Origin of the sequence: Desulfofundulus thermosubterraneus DSM 16057, assembly GCF_900142025.1 — a bacterium.
Lineage (GTDB): Bacteria > Bacillota > Desulfotomaculia > Desulfotomaculales > Desulfovirgulaceae > Desulfofundulus > Desulfofundulus thermosubterraneus.
This window is the reverse complement of sequence record NZ_FQZM01000003.1, coordinates 168,552-187,454: the sequence shown is the minus strand read 5'-3', so window position 1 is coordinate 187,454 and position 18,903 is coordinate 168,552. Positions and strand designations below refer to the sequence as shown.

Below are 18,903 nucleotides of genomic sequence, written 5' to 3'. Positions count from 1 at the left end.
CCACCCTTCTTTTGCGTTTTCCTGCTTTTAAAAATGCGGGGCCCAGGCGACCAGGGGCAACTCAAAGATGTGGGCAAAATCGCCGTTTACCGGGCGGACCCTGACGGTATAGCCCACGGTGCCCTGGGGCAGGATGAGATTGCCCCTGTAAAGGTATGTCCCTTCTGGTGTTTGTCCCGTCATGGTCATGGCTGTTTTATTTATGTTCCATAACTGCCCATTGGAATTTATTAAACAAAAAGCGCCGGGCATGTGCTCAAAGCTGTCGAAGCATTTTTCGTCCACCCTGCCGTAGACTATCTCCACAGTAACGTCTTCTGGTGAAAGGGAGCCCAGCTGCACCACGGCTTCGATTGGCAGCGCTTCCCCTACCCCCATGGCTTGGGTGTCTCCGGCCTTCACGGATGTGATAGCCACCTGGGGCCAGTTTTCCTTGAGCCTTTCTTTAAAGGCGGCTAAATGCCGTGCGGGTTCGTAGTTATTGCGGCCGAAGTGCAGGTTCCTTTCGATGGCCGGCACATAAAACTGCTGGCAGTATTCTTTAACCATCCGTTCTGTGTTAAAAAAGGGTGGGATGGTTTGCAGGGATCGTTTCATCAGCTCGATCCAGGCCCGGGGTATTCCCTTTTGATCCCGGTCGTAATACATGGGAATAATGGTTTCCTCCAGCAGGGCAAAGAGGGAGTAGGCATCATCCCGGTCCTGGGTTTCGTCATCGTGGTATTCCCTGGTTTCTCCCACGGCAAAACCGTTTTCACCATCGTAGGCCTCGGGCCACCAGCCGTCAAGGATGCTGCAATGAATTACCCCGTTTACGGCGGCCTTTTGACCGCTGGTGCCGCTGGCCTCCAGAGGTCGGCGGGGAGTGTTCAGCCATACATCCACGCCCTGCAGCAGGGACCGGGCCAGGGCAATGTCGTAGTCTTCCAGAAGGACCACCCGTCCTTTAAAGGGTTCCTGGTTGGTCAGTTCGTAAATTTGTTTGATCAGCTCCTGCCCCAGGCGATCTGCGGGATGAGCCTTCCCGGCAAAGATGATCTGGATCGGGCGCACCGGATCGCTTACCAGCCGGGCCAGGCGCTCCTTGTCCCGCAGGAGCAAGTTGGCCCTTTTATAGGTGGCAAAACGGCGGGCAAAGCCAATGGTCAGTATTCTGGGGTCCAGGTATTGCTCTACTTCCCGGATACGCAGCGCCGGTTCCTGGTTGCGCAGCCGCTGGCCGCGCAGGTTGTCCCGGGCGATGCGGATCATTTTTTCTTTTAACCGGCAGTGTACCTCCCACAGTTCTTCAGCCGGGATAGCCGAAACTTGTTCCCAGGCTTGCCGGTTGCAGCAGTTCTGCCGCCAGTCGGCTTCCAGGTAACGGTCGAACAGTTCCTGCAATTCCGGGGCGAGCCAGCTACCGATGTGCACCCCGTTGGTGATGGAGGAAACAGGAATTTCCTCCATGGGTATGCCGGGATAGAAGCGGCGGAACATTTGCCTGGTTACCTGGCCGTGCAGCTTACTTACCCCGTTGCAGTAGCTGGAAAGACGCAGGGCCAGAAGGGTCATGTTGAACACCTTTTGCTCATCATCCCACCCCAGGGCCAGAAAATCCTCCCGCTCCATATTCAACTGATGATATAAATGATTAAAATATTTATCGATCATTTCGGCGCTGAAAACATCGTGTCCGGCAGGAACGGGGGTGTGGGTGGTAAACAGGGTGCCCGCACGCACCGCCTCTACGGCGGCATTTACCGGAACCCCGGCCTGAACCAGCTCCCGGATCCTTTCAATAAGCAGGAAGGCGGCGTGGCCTTCGTTGATATGCCAGGCCAGGGGGTGAATGTTCAGGGCGCGCAGTACCCGCACGCCGCCAATACCCAGCAGGATTTCCTGGCAAATACGTGTTTCCCGGTCACCACCGTAGAGCTGGCCGGTTAAAGCCCTGTCGGCCATGTTATTACGGGTCACATCGGCGTCCAGGAGGTAAATGTGTACTCGGCCCACCTGCATCTGCCATATTTTCAGGTATACGGTCCGGCCGGGGAGTTCCACGGGAACATACAGCGTGCTACCGTCGGGATGGGTTACGGGGGTGATGGGCATCTGGTAGAAATTTAAGTAGGGATAATGGGCTTCCTGCCAGCCCTCCCGGTTAATGCGCTGGGTGAAGTAACCATTTTTGTATAACAAGCCCACACCTACAAAGGGCAGGCCCAGGTCGCTGGCCGACTTGCAGTGATCCCCGGCCAGCAATCCCAGCCCGCCGGAATAGGTGGGGTGGGATTCATGGACGCCAAACTCGGCGGAGAAGTAGGCAATAACGTGGTTGTTGTGTTCGGGGTATTGACGGTTAAACCACGTTTGAGCGGTCATGTACTGGTTCAGGTCTTCCATTACCTGGTTGTAGAGCAGAAAGAAAGACTCGCTTTTCGCTACCCTTTCCAACTGATCCTGGCTGACGTTGAGCAGGAAACAGACGGGGTTGTGTTTTACTTCCTCCCAAAGGGAACTGTTGATGCGCCGGAAAAGTTCCTGTGCCTGGGGGTTCCAGCTAAACCACAGGTTGCGGGCCAGCTCGCCCAGGCGGGAGATCTTTTCCGGCAGTTTGGGTGCTACAGTAACCGTACGGATGAAGTACATACTCCGTTACCTCCTAAATTTGTGGGACCAACCTGTTATGTTTTTAGGCCCCGGTGAGGTATAGGTATTTTATTTTCGTGTACAGGTATTGTATTCCTCATGAGCGGTAAATTTCCTTTCCTTTGGCAAAATTTAATTAAAACGGCCTCTTGCGCTCCCGGTGTTTCGGGGCAGGATTTTAACGATGCTATAGCTAATATAAAACGGTAATTACATGCCAAGGAGTTGCTGCCATGTTATACCAGAGTACCAGGGGAAATAGCCAGCCGGTGAGTGCCGCCGGAGCCATCAAGCTGGGCATTGCTCCCGACGGGGGGCTGTTTGTGCCAGACCGCCCGGTCTATGTGACTGCCGGCGAGCTGGCCTTGATGGCCGGAATGACTTACCAGGAACGGGCGGCAAGCATACTGCAATTGTTTCTGACTGACTTCACCTCCGGTGAAATCAGGGAATGCGTACAGGGAGCCTACGACCGGGAAAAGTTTGACGTGCCGGAAATTGCCCCGCTGCAAAAACTGGATGAACACCTGTACGTGCTCGAGCTGTGGCACGGCCCCACCTGCGCCTTCAAGGATATGGCCCTGCAAATACTGCCCCGGCTTTTGCCCCGGGCGGTGAAAAAGACGGGGGAAGATAGGGAAATTGCCATCCTGGTGGCCACCTCCGGCGATACGGGTAAGGCCGCCCTGGAAGGTTTCCGGGATGTGCCCGGTACCCATATCATTGTCTTTTTCCCGGCCCGGGGGGTCAGTGAAGTACAGCGCCTGCAGATGATCACCCAGGAGGGCCGCAATGTCCACGTGGTGGCGGTGGAGGGGAACTTTGACCAGACCCAGAGCGGGGTGAAGGCAATTTTCACCGACTCCGCGGTAAATGCGGCCGTTGACCGCCGGGGCTACCGCTTTTCTTCAGCCAATTCCATTAACTGGGGGCGACTGGTGCCCCAAATTGTTTATTATTTTTCAGCCTATGCGGATTTGTTGGCCAAAGGGGAGATCGCTTCCGGTGAAACTGTGAACTTCGTGGTGCCTACAGGTAACTTCGGCAATATCCTGGCCGCCTTTTATGCCCGGCAGATGGGACTGCCGGTCAAACGGCTTATCTGTGCGGCCAACCGCAACAATGTGTTGACGGACTTTATCCGCACGGGCACCTACGACCGCACCAGGGAATTTTATCGTACCATCTCCCCTTCCATGGATATCCTCATTTCCAGCAACCTGGAGCGATTGCTTTATGAGGTTACCGGTGGCGATGCCGCGAGGGTGCGGGAGTGGATGGGAGCGCTGCAAACTGCAGGGCGCTACCAGGTGGACGGCGAAACGCTGGAAAAGATCCAGGCCGTTTTCTGGTCCGATTTTGCCGGTGACCCAGCCACCATGGAGACCATCCGCAATACTTACCGGCAGTATGGTTACCTGATGGACACCCATACCGCCGTGGGCAAGTATGTTTATGACCGCTACGTCGAGGCTACCAGGGATACCAGTAAAACGGTGATTGCCTCCACGGCCAGTCCTTTTAAGTTCAATCAAAGCGTGGCTACGGCCATCCTGGGGGAAGAGGCGGTACGGGGAAAAGGAGAATTCGAGCTGCTCGAGACCCTGTCCCGGGCCACCGGGCTGCCCATACCCAAAGGGTTAAAGGACCTGGATAAAAAACCGGTGCGCCATACTTTGACCGTGGCACCGGAGGAAATGAAACGGGTGGTGCAGGAGCTTTTAACCGGGCGCAACTAGACACCGCTTCAACCCCGCAACGGAAAGGGCGGCCGGTCGTCCCGGGGCGACCGGCCGCTCCCAGCATAGTTGCATTAAATGGCCACTTATGTCAATAAATTAGGGGGAAACCTGGCATGCCCGTAATAGACCTGGCCCGGCTGCTCGTCAACCTGTCCCTGGCCCTGGATTTCTCCCGCCGGGGTTTAATGCGCCATCACCAGCGGGTGGCCCTGGTTGCCCTGCGCATTGGTGAAGCCGCGGGGATATCTTTTGAGGAGCGTTTAGATCTTTTTAAAGCGGCAATTATCCACGATGCCGGAGCGGTTACCTGGCCCGAAAAGGATGCCCTGGAGGCCTTCGATATCCGGGATCCCTGGGAACATTGCCGGCGGGGCTATCAATTTGTTTCCGATGTGGACATTTTAGCTCCCGCCGCCGAAATCATTCTCTCCCACCACGATCGCTGGCGGGGAGACAACCCTTCCGGGAAGGCGGGGGCCGGTATCCCCCTGGCGGCCCGGATTATTCACCTGGCCGACCGGCTGGATGTTTTGTTGACCGACCGGGAATACATCCTGGATCAAAGAGAGCCCATTATCAAGCAGATTCAATTGCTGTCGGGAAGGGTTTTTGACCCCGACCTGGTGGAGATTTTCATGCGCCTGGCCAGGGCGGAAAGCTTCTGGTTGGATATTACGGCTCCCTGTCTGACCGAAAATTTACTGGGCCTGGTGGGAAGACAAATTTTCATTGTCGATCTAACCCAGTTGATGCCAGTGGCCCGGCTTTTTGCCCGGGTGATTGACGCTAAAAGCCCCTTTACCCACCGCCATTCCCGGGGGGTGGCCGCGGTGGCCCGTCACCTGGCCCGGCACATGGGGATGAGTGAGGGGGAGTGCCTGCTGATGGAAATGGCGGGTTTGCTGCATGACCTGGGCAAGTTAACCGTACCCGAGAGCATTTTGGAAAAACCCGGCCGTTTAACCGAAAAAGAATTTAACCGGATCAAGCAGCATACTTATTATACTTACTGGCTGCTCAGGCCCTTCGATGATCAGCTGTCCCTGGCCCGGTGGGCGGCTTACCATCACGAAAAACTTAATGGTCAGGGCTATCCTTTCCGGCTGGCAGGTTCCCAGCTATGTTTGGGATCACGGATTATGGCAGTAAGTGATATGTTTACGGCTCTAAAAGAGGACCGGCCTTACCGGCCCGGCCTGCCCTGGCACCATATCGAACGCATTATCGGCAACCAGGTGCAGGAGGGAGCGCTGGACGGCCGGGTGGTGGGGGCTTTATTTGACAGCCGGCGGGAACTGGAAGAAATGTGGGGTGAACTAACTATAGCCGGGGACCGCTGTGAACTGGAGTAAAGAGAAATTAGGTTAAAATTTTTACTCTGAATTCAGGAAGCCGGTGCCCGGTGGCGAATGTTTTTTAAACAGGAAGGTGGCAAAAAATGTCTTATCCTCCTTTAGCGGAACTGGCGGCCAGGGTGGAACGCTTTCAAGAGGTTTTAAAGAGCCGGGGTATGGACGGCGCCCTGCTCCTGCAGGGAGCGGATCTGGTGTACTTCTGCGGCACCACCCAGAGCGCCCACCTGTACGTTCCGGCCCGGGGGCGTGCCCTTTTCATGATCCGCCGGAGCAAAGAGCGCGTTGATCCCACCCTGGTGCCGGCGGAAGTGGTACCCCTGCGCAGGCCGGAAGAAATCCCGGGGCTTTTGGCTGACCGTGGTCTGGCGATGCCTGAGGTGCTGGGCATGGAACTGGACGTGCTGCCGGTTAACCTGTTTCGCCGCTACGAAAAAATTTTTCCCGGCCAAATTGTGGACTGTTCGCTTCAGATCAGGGAATTGCGGGCTGTAAAATCGGCGTACGAGATCGGTCTTTTAAAAGAATCAGCTGCCATGATGGATGGCGTCTTCGCCCGGATTCCGGAAATGCTCCGGGAGGGAATATGCGAGCTTGAGCTGGCCGCCCGGGTGGAGGCGGCGGCCCGCTGTGCCGGCCATATGGGGCTGATCCGGGTGCGGGGGTTCAACCAGGAGTTCTTCTGGGGCTGCCTCCTGGCCGGACCCAGCGGGGGGGTGCCCAGTTACTTTGACAGCCCCCTGGGTGGACCCGGTTTTACGCCGGCCTTTCCTTTTGGCGTGGGCAAACACTCTATTGCTCCCGGCGACCCGGTGATGGTGGATTATGTGGGAGTGGCCAACGGCTACCAGGTGGACATGACCCGGGTTTTTGCCCTCGGGTACCTGCCCGGAGACCTGCTTAAAGCCCATGAGGTGGCGGTATCCATCCAGAACGCCCTGGTGGCGGCGGCCCGGCCGGGAGTAACCGGCGGGGAACTTTACGAGCTAGCTCTGACGATGGCCGCCGGGGCCGGTCTGGCAGAACATTTTATGGGCTACGGCGACCGGGTGCGTTTTGTGGGGCATGGCATCGGCCTGGAATTAAACGAGCTGCCCGTGCTGGCCCGGGGAGTGAAGGAAAAGTTGCAGGCGGGTATGGTGATGGCCGTAGAGCCGAAATTTATTTTCCCGGACCGGGGAGCTGTAGGCATTGAAAATACCTTTGTGGTTGGGGAGCGGGGGCTGGAGAGGCTAACCAGCTACCCCGATGAAGTGGTTATTGTTTAGATGGTAAAAGCAGCACCCGGGTGGATCCGGTAAGGAGTGGCCTGAACCGAAGAAGGATTTTGAAACTGTGAAGAGAATATTATAAATAATTTTCATTTATCGCTTTAAAAATTTAATATTATAAAATCTTATTATTCACCGGAGGTTCCTTATGTCGGGCTCAGAATTAAAGATAGTAATTGCCGATGACGACGAGCCCATCTGCAGCCTGTTGAGTGATATGCTGAGGACATTCGATGGTGTCGCTGTCATCGGTAAGGCCAGCAATGGCGGGAATCTCCTGAAACTGGTAAAGGATACCGGGCCGGACGCTGTTTTTCTCGACATCCAGATGCCCGGGCTGGACGGCCTTTCGGCTGTTCACCAACTACAAAGGCAGCACCCCGGCGTCTTTATCGTTTTCATCACCGCCTACCCCCAGTATGCCGCCGAAGCATTCAACCTGGACGCCGTGGATTACCTGATCAAGCCCCTTAACCGGGAACGAATCGGGCGAACGCTGGACAAGTTAAAGCGCTTCAAAGAGATGCGAACCGCCGGGGGTAAAGATCACCAGCCGTACCCCGGGCCGGGCGGCAGCTCAAAAACCACACCGGACAACTACACAAAACTCACCATCAAAAGAGGACACGGGATTATCATCATAAACACGGACAGCATTTTTTTCGTGGAAAAAGTGGGTAAAAAGTGTGTCATCCACACGGACTCCGGGCTCTATGAAACATCGGAGCGGCTTTCCCTCCTGGAGCAAAGGCTTGACCCTGGCCGGTTTTTTCGCTGCCACAAAAGTTTCATTATCAACATCGACCGCGTGGAAAAGGTTTTACCCTATGCGGACCGCGCCTATGAAGTGACTTTCCGCAACTACCCCGCCAGGGTAACCATGCGCCGGGAGAAGTTTGAGGCCTTTTGCCTCATGATTCAGAAATGAAGAAGAGCAAATGCTCTGTCGTTCTCCTGGCTTTTTTCCAATTGGTCCTGCTGGTCGCCATCGTAGCGCTGTACCTCCTCCAGCGTCCGGTCCAACCCGCTCAAACATCGAAACACCTGCTCATCCTCAGCTCCTTTGCCGGCAGCATAGTCCTCAACGTTTTCATCGTCGCCAGGATGGTCAAGATTTACGAAAAAGAGGCCCTCCTGTCTGCCCGGGAGGCCATGGCGCAGAGCTTTGTCGGCCTCGCTGGTTCCATCAAGTTCCAAAACCAGGATTTTAATCTTTATATCGAGGAAATTTCCAGCTTAATCCATCAAGAACGGTGGGAAGACCTCTCCAGCTACCTCGAAAATATTTGTGCTAAAATAACCTTTTTAAACAACGTCCTCAAGGTGGATAACGCCATCATCGGCGCCCTGTTGAAGGCAAAGGTCTCCGAGGCGGATGTGAAGCACATCAGGCTGGATATCGACATTTCCGCCTCCCTGGCCGGCCTGGGCCCAAAGGCGGTCGATCTGGCCCGGATCATCGGCAACCTGGTGGACAATGCCTTTGACGCGGTCCTTCCTCTGGAGGAGTCCGAAAGAATTGTCTCGGTGAAAATACACCGGTCCGGGCCACTTTTGGAAGTGGAGGTAAGCAACCGGGGGCCGGTCATCGAGCCGGGGACGATGGAAAAATTTTTCGAGCCCGGTTACACCACCAAGGGAGAAGGGCACAGCGGCCTGGGCCTGCACATAGTCAAAACCCTGGCTGAAAAACTGATGGGCACGGTGCGGGTCTTTACGGACGAAACGAACGGAACGCGGTTTGTGGTGATGTTGCCGGGTATGTGAGGGCGGTGGTGGTGAATGGGCACCGGTTTGGCCGCGACACTGCTTCATTACGGATTGTTTCTCTATAATTTTATCATCGAGAATGTAGTTTTTTTAGCGCTGGCCTTGACCCTTAACGGATATGACATTAAACAAAACTGGCGGCGGGTTTTGTTGGTGGGGACAATTTTTGGAATTGCCGGTGTAGTATTTTTTCACCTTCCCCAGACGTTCCGGATCATTCTGCTATGGGTCTTCTTCTTTTGGACAATAAAGTTTTTTTTCGGCTTTACCATTCAAAAGTCGGTTTTAGTTACCTTCAGCGTTTTAACTGTTGCTTTACTAGCCGAAAGTACAGCATTTTTTATTTTAGTCTACCTTATCGGCGTTACCCCGGCCAGTTACTTTGCTTCGTTTAAGATCCGCGTGATTTGCCCGCTGGCATATGTTATTCCTTTGGCGATACTTACTTACGTTAGCTACCGGCGGCGTTGGCGCATCTTTAAGGAGACCGGCCGTCTCAACATTCCCGTGGGAACCTTCTTACCTCTGCTCATGCAGATGTTTCTGATCTACATTGCGGTCAACGAATTCTTCTCTGCCGCGCGTTTTGATGCATCTACCCAAAAATTAATGGCGCTAATTTTTGCTCTTCTGACAATATCATTGTTCCTATCACTTTTCTTAACCTGGCGTGTCCTGCGCTTTGCCGAGCGGGAAGCCGTTGTGGCCGCTCAGGAGAAACTGGCCGAGGAGATGCGCTGGGAAATTGATATCCTTAGAGGCCAGCGCCACGACTTCATCAACCACGTTCAGATCATCACGGCCCTCCTCAGTGAGGGGCGGAAGGAAGAACTGGCAAGGTATGTGAAGGCATTAAAGGAGGGCCTCCTTTCCTAACTTAAAAAACCGAAAAACCCGGGAAAATCATGGTTCCATAAAAGTTTTAATTAACCATCTCATGGGGGAATGATCACAAATGTCAACCGGTGCGGAACAATGGCAGGCCATCCTCCAAATAAGCCGCCAGCTGAACTCCCAACTGGAGATTGACGCCCTGTTGGAACTGGTACTGGAAAAAATGATGGAAGTGGTATCGGCGGAAGCGGGTACCCTGTGGATACTGGAAGAAGATGGGTACCTGGCCCCTCTGGTAGCCCGGGGTCCGCGGGCTGAAGCGCTCAAAGGTTTACGCCTGTTGCCCGGCGAGGGACTGGCCGGCCAGGTAGTGGTTGAAGATCAACCCCGCCTGGTGCCGGATGTACGCAATGATCCGACCTGGGCCAGGCGTTTCGACGACTCTACCGGCTTTGTCACCCGTTCCCTGCTCTGCATCCCTCTGCGTGCTCGCAAGGGAGTTATCGGATGCCTCCAACTCGTCAACAAAAGACAGGGCGAAAGCTTTACGTCGGATGACCTGGAAGTGGCGCTGGCCCTGGCCGGCCAGGCGGCCATCGCCCTGGAAAACAGCCGCCTTTACAACTGGCAGAGGCAACTGTTAAACAGCCTGATCCGGGTGCTCGCCTCGGCGCTGGACGCCAGGGATCCCTACACCAGCGGCCATTCGGAGCGGGTCAGCCGGTACGCCGTGCTTACCGGGCGGGAAATGGGCCTGCCGCCGGAAGAACTGGAAGCCCTGGAACGGGCGGCCCTGTTGCATGACGTGGGCAAGATCGGTATCCGGGACGATGTCTTGCTCAAGGAAGGTCCGCTGGAACCGGAAAAATGGCAGATTATGAAAACACACACTGAAATCGGCGCCCGCATTCTGGGGACCGTGGAACCCCGTCATCTCGCTCAAAAAATGTATGAGGGCGCCCTCTATCACCAGGAAAAGTACGACGGGAGCGGCTACCCAACAGGGATAAAGGGAAAAGAGATACCCCTCGTCGCCCGTATTATCGCCGTGGCGGATACCTTCGACGCCATAACCACCGACCGGCCCTACCGCAAGGGTGCTCCTTTTCACGAAGCACTGAAGGAAATCCGGCGCTGCTCCGGGACGCATTTCGACCCCGCAGTGGTTGAAGCATTTATCAGAGGGATGAGCAAGGCTTTACCGGAAGATGATAATTGAAGAAGATAATTAAAGCAAAGTGGCTACGGCCAGCACCACCACGTGCCAGGACTGGTCGATGATCACGCTTAACCAGGGAATATCCACCGTGCCGGTAATCCGCCGCGCCCAGAAATCCACCAGCAGTCGCCGGTCGAGAACCAGGTGGGCCAGAAAAACCAGTGCCGTTGCCGGCAGGGATAACCCCGCGGCCGGCAGGGATGAGAGATAAACCGCAGCAGTATAAACAAGGGCATGCACCACCAGGGGAAACCAGTGCCTGGTCTTCCCCTCGGCCATCCACCGTGTTTGGAGTAAAAAATCACCAATTAAGTGGCCTACTATAAGCCATGAAAAAAGATTCATATTTTGATTTTCTTCACCCCTTGACCAACGAAATTAAATCCTGATGTGTGAAAGCCTGGCAAATCCATCTGGGCATCAGGCTTATTTACATGTGCCTGGTTTATTGATAATTGAGCCTGCTTTTCTTTTGAAGGGGCCGGCGGTACGGCGCCTTCCCCCCTTACCGCCGTATACACGCCGATGGGTACGGTAAATCCCCGCACTTCAGCCCGGCCCAATTCCACCAGCTGCCAGGGCCGGGAGGGTTCCTCCGGCAGCAGGTGCGCCGAGCGTTCGCTAATCACAATGGAGACGCCATAGGTCTTGGTTAAGCCTTCCAGCCGGGAGGCCAGGTTTACGTTTTCACCGATTACCGTGTAATCCATCCGCTCGGGACTGCCCACATTACCCACCAGCACAGTACCCGAGTTGATACCCACACCAACTTTCATGGGCGGCTGGCCTTTCATCTCCCAGGAATGGTTCAATTCCGCCACGCGTTCCTGGATTTCCAGGGCGGCATCGATGGCACGCCGCACGTGGTCCGGGTAGGGTAATGGTGCGCCAAAGACGGCCATAAGGCCATCACCCAGGTACTTGTCCAGGGTGCCGCCGTGCCGGAAAATCACTTCCGTCATGGCCGTCAGGTAATTGTTCAGGCGGCTGACCACCTCTTCCGGGGGCTTATTCTCGCTATAAGCCGTAAAGCCGCGAATGTCACAAAACATGACGCTCACCTCCTGCCGCCGGCCGCCCAACTCCACCATTTCCGGATTTTTCATCAATTCTGCTGCCACCGCCGGTGATACGTAGCGGGCGAACATGGCCCTAATGCGCCGCCGCGCCATTTCGGCCTGTACAAAGCCGGCCGCCGCACTTCCGGCGTACGTCAGGAAAATCAGAACCAGGGGGGCCGCCAGGTTAAGCCACAGGTGCCCGTACCACCAGGCGCCGGCGGCGACGCCGGTAAACGCGGTGATCAGCGCCAGCATTCCTGCCAGGCCCGTCCACGGGCCCCGGCCGGAAACAACCAGATGCGTAATCAGACCGGCTAGGAAGAGAAGGATTAAGTTTACCACCGGCGTTACCCTTCTGTACCAGTGACTGTCCAGGAAGCTCTGGACCACCGAGGCGTGAATTTCAACTCCCGGCACAGGCAGAGAGCCGCTTAAAACCAGATTGCTGGTGGTAAACGGAGTGGGGAAAAAGTCGTGGACGTCGGGGCTGGTCGCCCCCACCAAGACAATTTTATTCCTAAAAACGGACGGGTCGGCGTTCAAGGCATCGATAAAGCTCACGGTCTTAAAGGTGCCCTGCGGGCCGTAAAAACAGGGCATTGAGCGGTACAAGCGGTCTACCGGGATGTTGCGTTGACCCGCCTGCAGGCACCCCGGGGAGGCAAGGACCAAGCTTTCGCTTTTTTCGCCGGCAGCCACCAAACCAACTGCCAGGCCGAAACAGGGAACAGGTACGCCAAGAGTATTCACATCCACCAGGGTGATGCGGCGGACCACCCTGTCTTCGTCTGCGGGAACATTGGTAAATCCCACTTCCACGGCGCCGTCGGCTATCTCCGGCAGCGGCCCGCGGAAGACCTGCACCGTTTCCCGACCTTCTTTTTCAAAGGCAAAATGTCCGGCCAGCACCACTCTGCCGTGCCTTGCTACCGCTTCAGCCAGGGTAGCGTCCTCATGGGGTGCGGTGGGCATATCAAACATAAGATCAAAACCCACCACTCGGGCTTGCCTGAGCTTGTCCAGCAGGCGGGCGTGAACCAAGCGGGGCCAGGCCAGCGGCCCCAGTTCTTGAATGGAGCGGTCGTCAATGGCCACGATTATTACCTCATCCCCAGGGTCCTGCGCTCCTTTAAGGCGAAACCAGGCATCGTAAAGGCTCATTTCCGCGCGCTCAAAAAGCCCCACCAGTACGCCGACCTCTACCAGGAGAAAAAATAAGAGCGGGAGCAAAAGCCTGCCGGAAAGGAAGCGGGCGATTGCTCTACCCATCAACCAAAAGGGGTTTTTCTGGGAACCGTTATGGGGATCCAACGACCTTTCCTCCTCTTCATTTGTATCCTCCGGACAGCAGAGGGGTAAAATATCGCACTCTATTTTTTCTTGCTTTACGATCATTTTTCCTGTCCGTGCCAGCGAAACTGAGATTTTTCTGGGGCACTTGGAGCAGGATAAGAAGAACACCGGAGCGTTTTATTTATTCGAAACACCCCGGTGTCCTGCAGTGATTTGATCAGGTTGAAAATATTACTGGGCAGGCGTTAAACAGGCATACTTTAACCTGTAATTGGCACCATCATAGTAGCTGATATGTGGCCTGCCGCTGGAATCCAGCGCGATAGAGGGGCAACCCACATATTCCGTAACGTCGACGGTTTGAATCTGCCAGCCGGAAGCGATTTTGCAGGCGTACTTTAGATAATTTAAATGTTCATTGTTGCTTATAACTGTAACGAAATAGGCGATATAAGGGTTCCCGGCACTGCCTACTGCTATGGAGGTGTAATCGCCCGTATAATTGTTTTGATCACCGTCAACCTTCTCTGTGTGCCACGTCCCGTCGGCATCGCGGTAAGCATATCTAAGCGTGCCATCATCACATTTGTGGTAACTGACATGAGGTCTGCCGGAAGCGTCCAGCGCCAGGGCAGTGCTCCAGCCCACCCACCCCTCACTTTCTACAGTCTCAACTACCCATCCATTCGCCCCTTTATAGGCATACTTCAAATCGCCGTTGCTCCAGTCGTAATAGGCAATATGAGGATTGTCGTACCTATCCACGGCAATGGATGCATAAACTCCTTCGTCGTAAACGCTGTCAACCACCGTTGCCCGGTCCCATTGCTCCAGACCTAACCGGAAAGCATATTTAAGTTTTTTATTGGTGGCATCGTAATAACTTATGTGCGGCCTGCCCTCGGTGTCCAGAGCCAGGGAGGCTATCTTCGGCGGCAAAGAGGAATAAACATCCGCAACTACCGTATCCACAAGCTCTAGCTGCCATTGTGGGCCGTTTTTGCAGGCGTAAATCAGCTTGCCATTCGTTGCGTCATAGTAGCTAATGTGGGGGTTGCCCGAGGTATCTAAAGCTAAGGATGTGGACATTAATTTGTTGTTGCCAGCATCGTCCACTATTGGTTCTGATTGCCATCCTGCTCCGGTTTTATATGCATATTTGAGGTGGCTGCCGGTTGCGTCAAAACAACTGTAAACGATATGTGGGTACCCGGAAAGATCCAGCACCATAGACGCGGATTCCACCCCGTATACGCTTCCGTCCACGGTCTCCATGCACCAGACAAGATTACTTTCCCCTCCGCTGGAAGATCCACTGTCTCCAGAAGAACCACCGGAACTGCTGTCTGCCGCGACCGCGGCTGCGCTAGCGATGGCTTCATCCAGTATTTCCCTGAGCGTTTGTGCGGGTTGAGCGGGAGTCTCCAGTTGCGCTGCCGGTTGCGGCTCGATTTTTACAGGCTCTGATTGCTCAATGGCCCGAGCCCGTTCCTGCACCCACTCCTTGACGGCCTGCCAGGCCTGCACCTCCTCCTTGCTCATGGGGGCGGGCGGTTGTGGTGGTGCACCGGCCGCGGTGACGCTGGTGGTCTGCCCGCCGCTCAGAGTTACGGTTTTTTCGGCAGCGGTGACCGTGGCTTCACCGATGAGCACGTTGGTTACCTGCTCCTGATCAGTGACCCGGTTCATCCAGAATGTGCCCCGTATTCCGGCTACAGCCCAGGGCATGTCCACCGTAACACGAACCTTTGTTGCCCGGGCTAGCTTCCACCAGGGAGCGTTTTTTTCCGGAGCCGCGGTCTTGCTCAGCGCGGCTGCCAGTTCGGGGGTGATTCCCAGGGAGGCCACCAGAACCGGTGGAGCCGTATGTTCAGGCAGGCTGGCTGTTTCTTTAAAAGTGGTATAGGTTGTGGCCAGGGCTCCAAAGATTTGCCCCTTATTCAGTTTCAAGCCCAGGTGCTCGATGATTTCCGTGGGCCGCCCGTCCTTGCAGATTGACGCGGCGCCGTCCAGGCGGGTAACCTGCACTTCCGTATTCGGTTCAAGGCGCACGCCGGAACCGTCCGGGAATACCAGTTCGGCCCTCCCCTCGACACCGGTGCGGATAATGTCGTTAAGGGCCACCGGTACACTGCCGCTGACAGTTTTTTCGCCGGAAGCGTTTTGCAACGTCACCCTGCCGCTTTTAACCACTAGGGTGGCGTCTAGTGTTTCCGCACGGCGGGAAGGGCTCAGAATCATGGTAACAGCCACGCTGCGGGCGAACGCCTTGCGCAGCATAGGTTGCTCCGGATTAAACCGGTCGCCGGCAGGCACCACCAGTCCGGCATCCAGTGCCGCGGCCACAGTTCGGTAGGCCCAATGACCGGCGGGTACATCCGCAGGAACAGGCCTTTGCACCTCCGGCAGTGGTTGACCGGACCAGCGCAGCACAAGGGCCAGCGCCTCCGCCCGGCTAAGCAACTGGTTGGGACGAAAGGTGCCGTCGGGATATCCGGCCAGTAAGCCCTCCCGGGCCGCCGTTTCGATGCTGGCGTAAGCCCAATGACCCGGACCCACATCCCGGAAGGTTTGTTTGCCGTCCGTCGGGGGTGCTACCTCCCGGTTCCTGGTGAGCACGGCCACGGCTTCCGCCCGGGTAAGCGGCCGCTCAGGACCAAAGGTGCCGTCGGGAAAACCTTTTAAGAATCCAGTGCTGGTGAGATACCGGATAAAAAGAGCGTCAACATCTGTTGCAGGAACATCTTTGAACTCTGGAAAAACTTGCTTGGTGACTGGATTTGCCTGGTTTTCTGGAGAAGCGGCCAGGGCGGCGGGATTAGAAACAAGGAGCAGAGCAATTACAAAAAGAGCAATAACAATTAATTCGGGCAATTTCCTTTTTGACAACATCAATTATCTCACCTTTCTTACCACCTTATCTGAGTTAATCGTATTTGCACAGCCACGCCCTTATACACTGTTACAGGAAGCCGTTACCGTATTAACGCTGCTTGTTTCAACGTTTTATATTTGGCGCATCCTTCGCTTTGCCGAGCGGGAGGCTGTTGCGTCCGCCCAGGAGAAACTGGCCGAAGAGATGCGCTGGGAAATTGACGCCCTTAGAAGCCAGCGTCACGACTTCATCAACCACGTCCAGATCATCACGGCCCTCCTCAGTGAGGGACGGAGGGAAGAACTGGCAAGGTATGTGAAGGCATTAAAGGAAGATTAGCGCCCCGGGGGTTCAAACCCCCAGGGCAATTAAATTAGGTTTAGGTAACCCGGTATTTGCCACCAACCTTCCCGACAGGTGTTACCACTGTGAAAAAAATATGCGCCACCCTATGGGAAAAGGTCCGTATCTATGGCTTTAAATTGCGTGCTCGACGGTCTTACCAGGCAATTACGCTGCCCCGGATGTGCCGTTGGTGCAGGTCGCTTAAAAAACCTTTTATGTCACGAAAGGCTTCTACTGGCCAGAATCAATATAGCCAGAAGGACTATCCCCAGCCCCAGACTCCAGCCGATAAGCTTTTTCTCCGCCGGCATGAGCTCTACATACTGTTCTTCTTCAGGAAGCGGCTTTTGTAATGCAGGTTCCGGCATCTAAATCCCCCCTAAAAGAAGGTTGTCGGTCCTTCAGCTATGCACCCCGTACCGCTATAAGCATGTTAGCTTTTGATCACGGGCGGATGGATACCGTGGAAGAAGATCCAGGAAATGAACAACCCCACCCAGATGATGAAACCGAAGAGGCAAAGGAAGTAAATCAGAGCCAGCTTACCCATCCCTTCCTCCCGCAGTTTGCGGAAGTCGGAAACCAGGCCGATGGAGAAGAAGGTCAGGGCAAAGAAAATCCCCCTTAAACTGTCAGCCTGAGCGATACCGGCTTTGGCCGTTTTCACCAAATCCGGGGAAGAAAGGCCGATTGCCAGGAGGATGACAAAAGTTAACACATAACCGATGACAAATTTGGGGAAGCGGTACCAGATCTCAACCGGGGAAACCTTTTCCCCGGGTTTGCATTCAATGGCGTAGCACCAGACCACGGCCAGTACAAAGGCCCAGATGCCGATAAATATATCGATGAAAACCTTGGTGGTTACCGCAGCCATGAGAATCCAGTCTTTTTCGTAGGCAATGCCCAGGGCGGTCATGGCCTTGGCCCGGATCAGGGCATCGGTGATGGCCCCGCTGGCCGCCGCTGCGCCGTCCGTTTTCACCGCCAGGCCCATCCAGGCTCCGGCCACCATGGGTTCGTTAAAAAGGAAACCTTGAGCCAGCCAGGGCAGGAGCACCAGTTCCACTACGGCAAAGACGATGACCAGGGAAGAGACGATGATCGGCACCACCGGGCGGGAGCGGATGGCCGCACCGGTGGCAATGGCCGCCGAAACGCCGCAAATGGAGATACCTGAGGCCAGGGGCGCGGCCCATTCCGGCGTAAACCGGAAATACTTGCGGGAAATGAAGTAGACGATGGGCCAGTAAAGAAGGTAGGCCTCCACAATGGCACAGAAGCCCCGGAAAAGCACCGTCCCGGCAAGGCCAATGGATTCAGAGGCCTTGATGCCGATGGTGGCACCCAGAATGACGATGGCTGTTTTGATAAACCACTCCGGCCTGGCTGCTTCCTGCAGAAAACGGGTGACTCCAGGGAACAGGTTTGCCAGAATGAGGCCCACCAGCAGGGCAACAATAAATCCGGCCTCGCCGGTAAGACTTAAAGACCAGGGAATTTTGAACTTGGCCAGCACATCGGGAGTGGCGGCGATATAGGCATAATTGCCACAAATCCAGCAAGCATAGGTTATCCAGAAAATGATAGTGAAACCGGCCATAAACCTTTTCAAATTCCAGCCCATGGTGGCGGCACCAATGGTGGTCACGGCCAGCATAAAGACGTAGGTCAACAGCAGGGAGAGAATCCCCGGCATGCCCTTGTACGCATCGGATACCGGAGTCAGAGCTTTGGAAAGATCAGTCCAGACGTTGGCTTTCACTACCCAGCCCAGCAGGTCCATTCCGGCCAGCTTACCCAGGCCAAGCACAAAAATAAACAGACCCAGCCAGACAGCCCACCAGTCTTCACTTTTCAACAGGGAAAACCGCTGCGTGGAAGACATGTTTCCCCCCTCCTTGAGCTTATTGGTGTCTTGTAGTTTTGCTTCGCTATGGGTTATTTTTGATAATTTTAGATGGAACATCACCTCCTGGTCCTGATCGTCAGGTCGCCGGCCGGCAGCCTGGTGTTGGCCAGCCTACCGGCCGTGCGAAACCGGGCGAAGTCCGGCCTATTTATCAGGCCAAAATTTTAAAAAAATAATCTCCACGCTTATGATAAGACCTGATAACCTGGCTCTACAACCACAAGGACGTAAAATTACCGGTTTCTTTCCTGAATGCCGGCTTTCTAGAGCATAAAACAGCCCTAAAATGTCTTTTGGGGCGTTTAATTTATTCATGTCCCGGAAGAATAACGAAACCCGGGACTTCCACCTACAAATTCGTAATTACAGGACCAAAAAAAGTAAATATATGCAGCAGCTGTAGGTGTAGCAACATTCTTTTGTTAGAATTTCCTATGAGTAGAGAAAGGGTTTTCATTATGAGCGGACCGGAGTGGCAGGGAAGTAGCCGCAGTGCCGGGTTTCTCCATAATACTGACTGGTAACGAGGAGGTGATATGAGGTTTAAAAGATGAGTGAACAGTATTTGAATGAGCAGTAGTAAATCTTAGAATTTCGG

General features: G+C 54.9%; 14 protein-coding genes. 8 read left to right on the top strand and 6 right to left on the bottom strand.

Annotated elements, in window-relative coordinates; all coding sequences use genetic code 11:
* Positions 1-27: 27 nt before the first annotated feature.
* Positions 28-2,631, bottom strand: a complete 2,604-nt coding sequence (gene glgP / locus BUA65_RS00920) for an alpha-glucan family phosphorylase (protein WP_072866880.1) — start codon at positions 2,629-2,631, stop codon at positions 28-30.
* A gap of 233 nt (positions 2,632-2,864) precedes the next feature.
* Between glgP and thrC the strand changes: the two genes are divergently transcribed.
* The 7 genes from thrC to BUA65_RS00885 all read left to right on the top strand — a co-directional run bounded on the left by thrC (position 2,865) and on the right by BUA65_RS00885 (position 10,819).
* Positions 2,865-4,370, top strand: a complete 1,506-nt coding sequence (gene thrC, locus BUA65_RS00915; RefSeq protein ID WP_072866879.1) for a threonine synthase — start codon at positions 2,865-2,867, stop codon at positions 4,368-4,370.
* A 116-nt stretch (positions 4,371-4,486) separates the two neighbouring features.
* Positions 4,487-5,725 carry an HD domain-containing phosphohydrolase gene (locus BUA65_RS00910; RefSeq protein WP_072866878.1) on the top strand — a complete coding sequence of 413 codons (1,239 nt, stop codon included), beginning with the start codon at positions 4,487-4,489 and terminating at the stop codon, positions 5,723-5,725.
* A gap of 86 nt (positions 5,726-5,811) precedes the next feature.
* Positions 5,812-6,993, top strand: a complete 1,182-nt coding sequence (locus BUA65_RS00905) for a M24 family metallopeptidase (RefSeq protein WP_072866877.1) — start codon at positions 5,812-5,814, stop codon at positions 6,991-6,993.
* A gap of 151 nt (positions 6,994-7,144) precedes the next feature.
* Positions 7,145-7,924: a LytR/AlgR family response regulator transcription factor gene (locus BUA65_RS00900; protein WP_072866876.1), complete on the top strand. Its 780-nt coding sequence runs from the start codon at positions 7,145-7,147 to the stop codon at positions 7,922-7,924.
* On the top strand, positions 7,903-8,763 hold the full coding sequence (locus BUA65_RS00895) for a sensor histidine kinase (RefSeq protein WP_131821441.1): 861 nt from the start codon (positions 7,903-7,905) through the stop codon (positions 8,761-8,763). The genes BUA65_RS00900 and BUA65_RS00895 overlap by 22 nt, the downstream gene beginning before the upstream one ends.
* A 15-nt stretch (positions 8,764-8,778) precedes the next feature.
* On the top strand, positions 8,779-9,642 hold the full coding sequence (locus BUA65_RS00890; RefSeq protein WP_072866874.1) for a Spo0B domain-containing protein: 864 nt from the start codon (positions 8,779-8,781) through the stop codon (positions 9,640-9,642).
* Between the two features lie 79 nt (positions 9,643-9,721).
* Complete coding sequence (locus tag BUA65_RS00885; RefSeq protein WP_072866873.1) at positions 9,722-10,819, top strand: GAF and HD-GYP domain-containing protein; 1,098 nt, start codon at positions 9,722-9,724, stop codon at positions 10,817-10,819.
* A gap of 9 nt (positions 10,820-10,828) precedes the next feature.
* On the opposite strand, the gene BUA65_RS00880 is transcribed toward BUA65_RS00885, so the two are convergent.
* The 3 genes from BUA65_RS00880 to BUA65_RS00870 form a co-directional block, all read right to left on the bottom strand.
* Positions 10,829-11,164, bottom strand: coding sequence for a DUF3307 domain-containing protein (locus BUA65_RS00880; protein ID WP_072866872.1), 336 nt, complete (start codon positions 11,162-11,164; stop codon positions 10,829-10,831).
* Positions 11,161-13,275 carry a CHASE2 domain-containing protein gene (locus BUA65_RS00875; RefSeq protein ID WP_242656187.1) on the bottom strand — a complete coding sequence of 705 codons (2,115 nt, stop codon included), beginning with the start codon at positions 13,273-13,275 and terminating at the stop codon, positions 11,161-11,163. Before BUA65_RS00875 ends, BUA65_RS00880 begins: the two co-directional genes overlap by 4 nt.
* A 129-nt stretch (positions 13,276-13,404) precedes the next feature.
* Positions 13,405-16,065, bottom strand: coding sequence for an S-layer homology domain-containing protein (locus BUA65_RS00870; RefSeq protein ID WP_084061928.1), 2,661 nt, complete (start codon positions 16,063-16,065; stop codon positions 13,405-13,407).
* 187 nt (positions 16,066-16,252) lie between these two features.
* On the opposite strand from BUA65_RS00870, the gene BUA65_RS18720 reads away from it, so the two are divergent.
* A complete protein-coding gene (locus BUA65_RS18720) occupies positions 16,253-16,387 on the top strand; it encodes a Spo0B domain-containing protein (protein ID WP_242656185.1) in 135 nt (44 codons plus the stop codon).
* A gap of 224 nt (positions 16,388-16,611) precedes the next feature.
* On the opposite strand, the gene BUA65_RS18110 is transcribed toward BUA65_RS18720, so the two are convergent.
* Together BUA65_RS18110 and BUA65_RS00860 are read right to left on the bottom strand one after the other, a co-directional pair.
* Entirely contained in the window at positions 16,612-16,761 is a 150-nt protein-coding gene (locus BUA65_RS18110; RefSeq protein WP_165613165.1) for a hypothetical protein, read from the bottom strand.
* A gap of 65 nt (positions 16,762-16,826) precedes the next feature.
* A complete protein-coding gene (locus tag BUA65_RS00860; protein ID WP_072866870.1) occupies positions 16,827-18,281 on the bottom strand; it encodes a putative sulfate exporter family transporter in 1,455 nt (484 codons plus the stop codon).
* Positions 18,282-18,903: the final 622 nt, after the last annotated feature.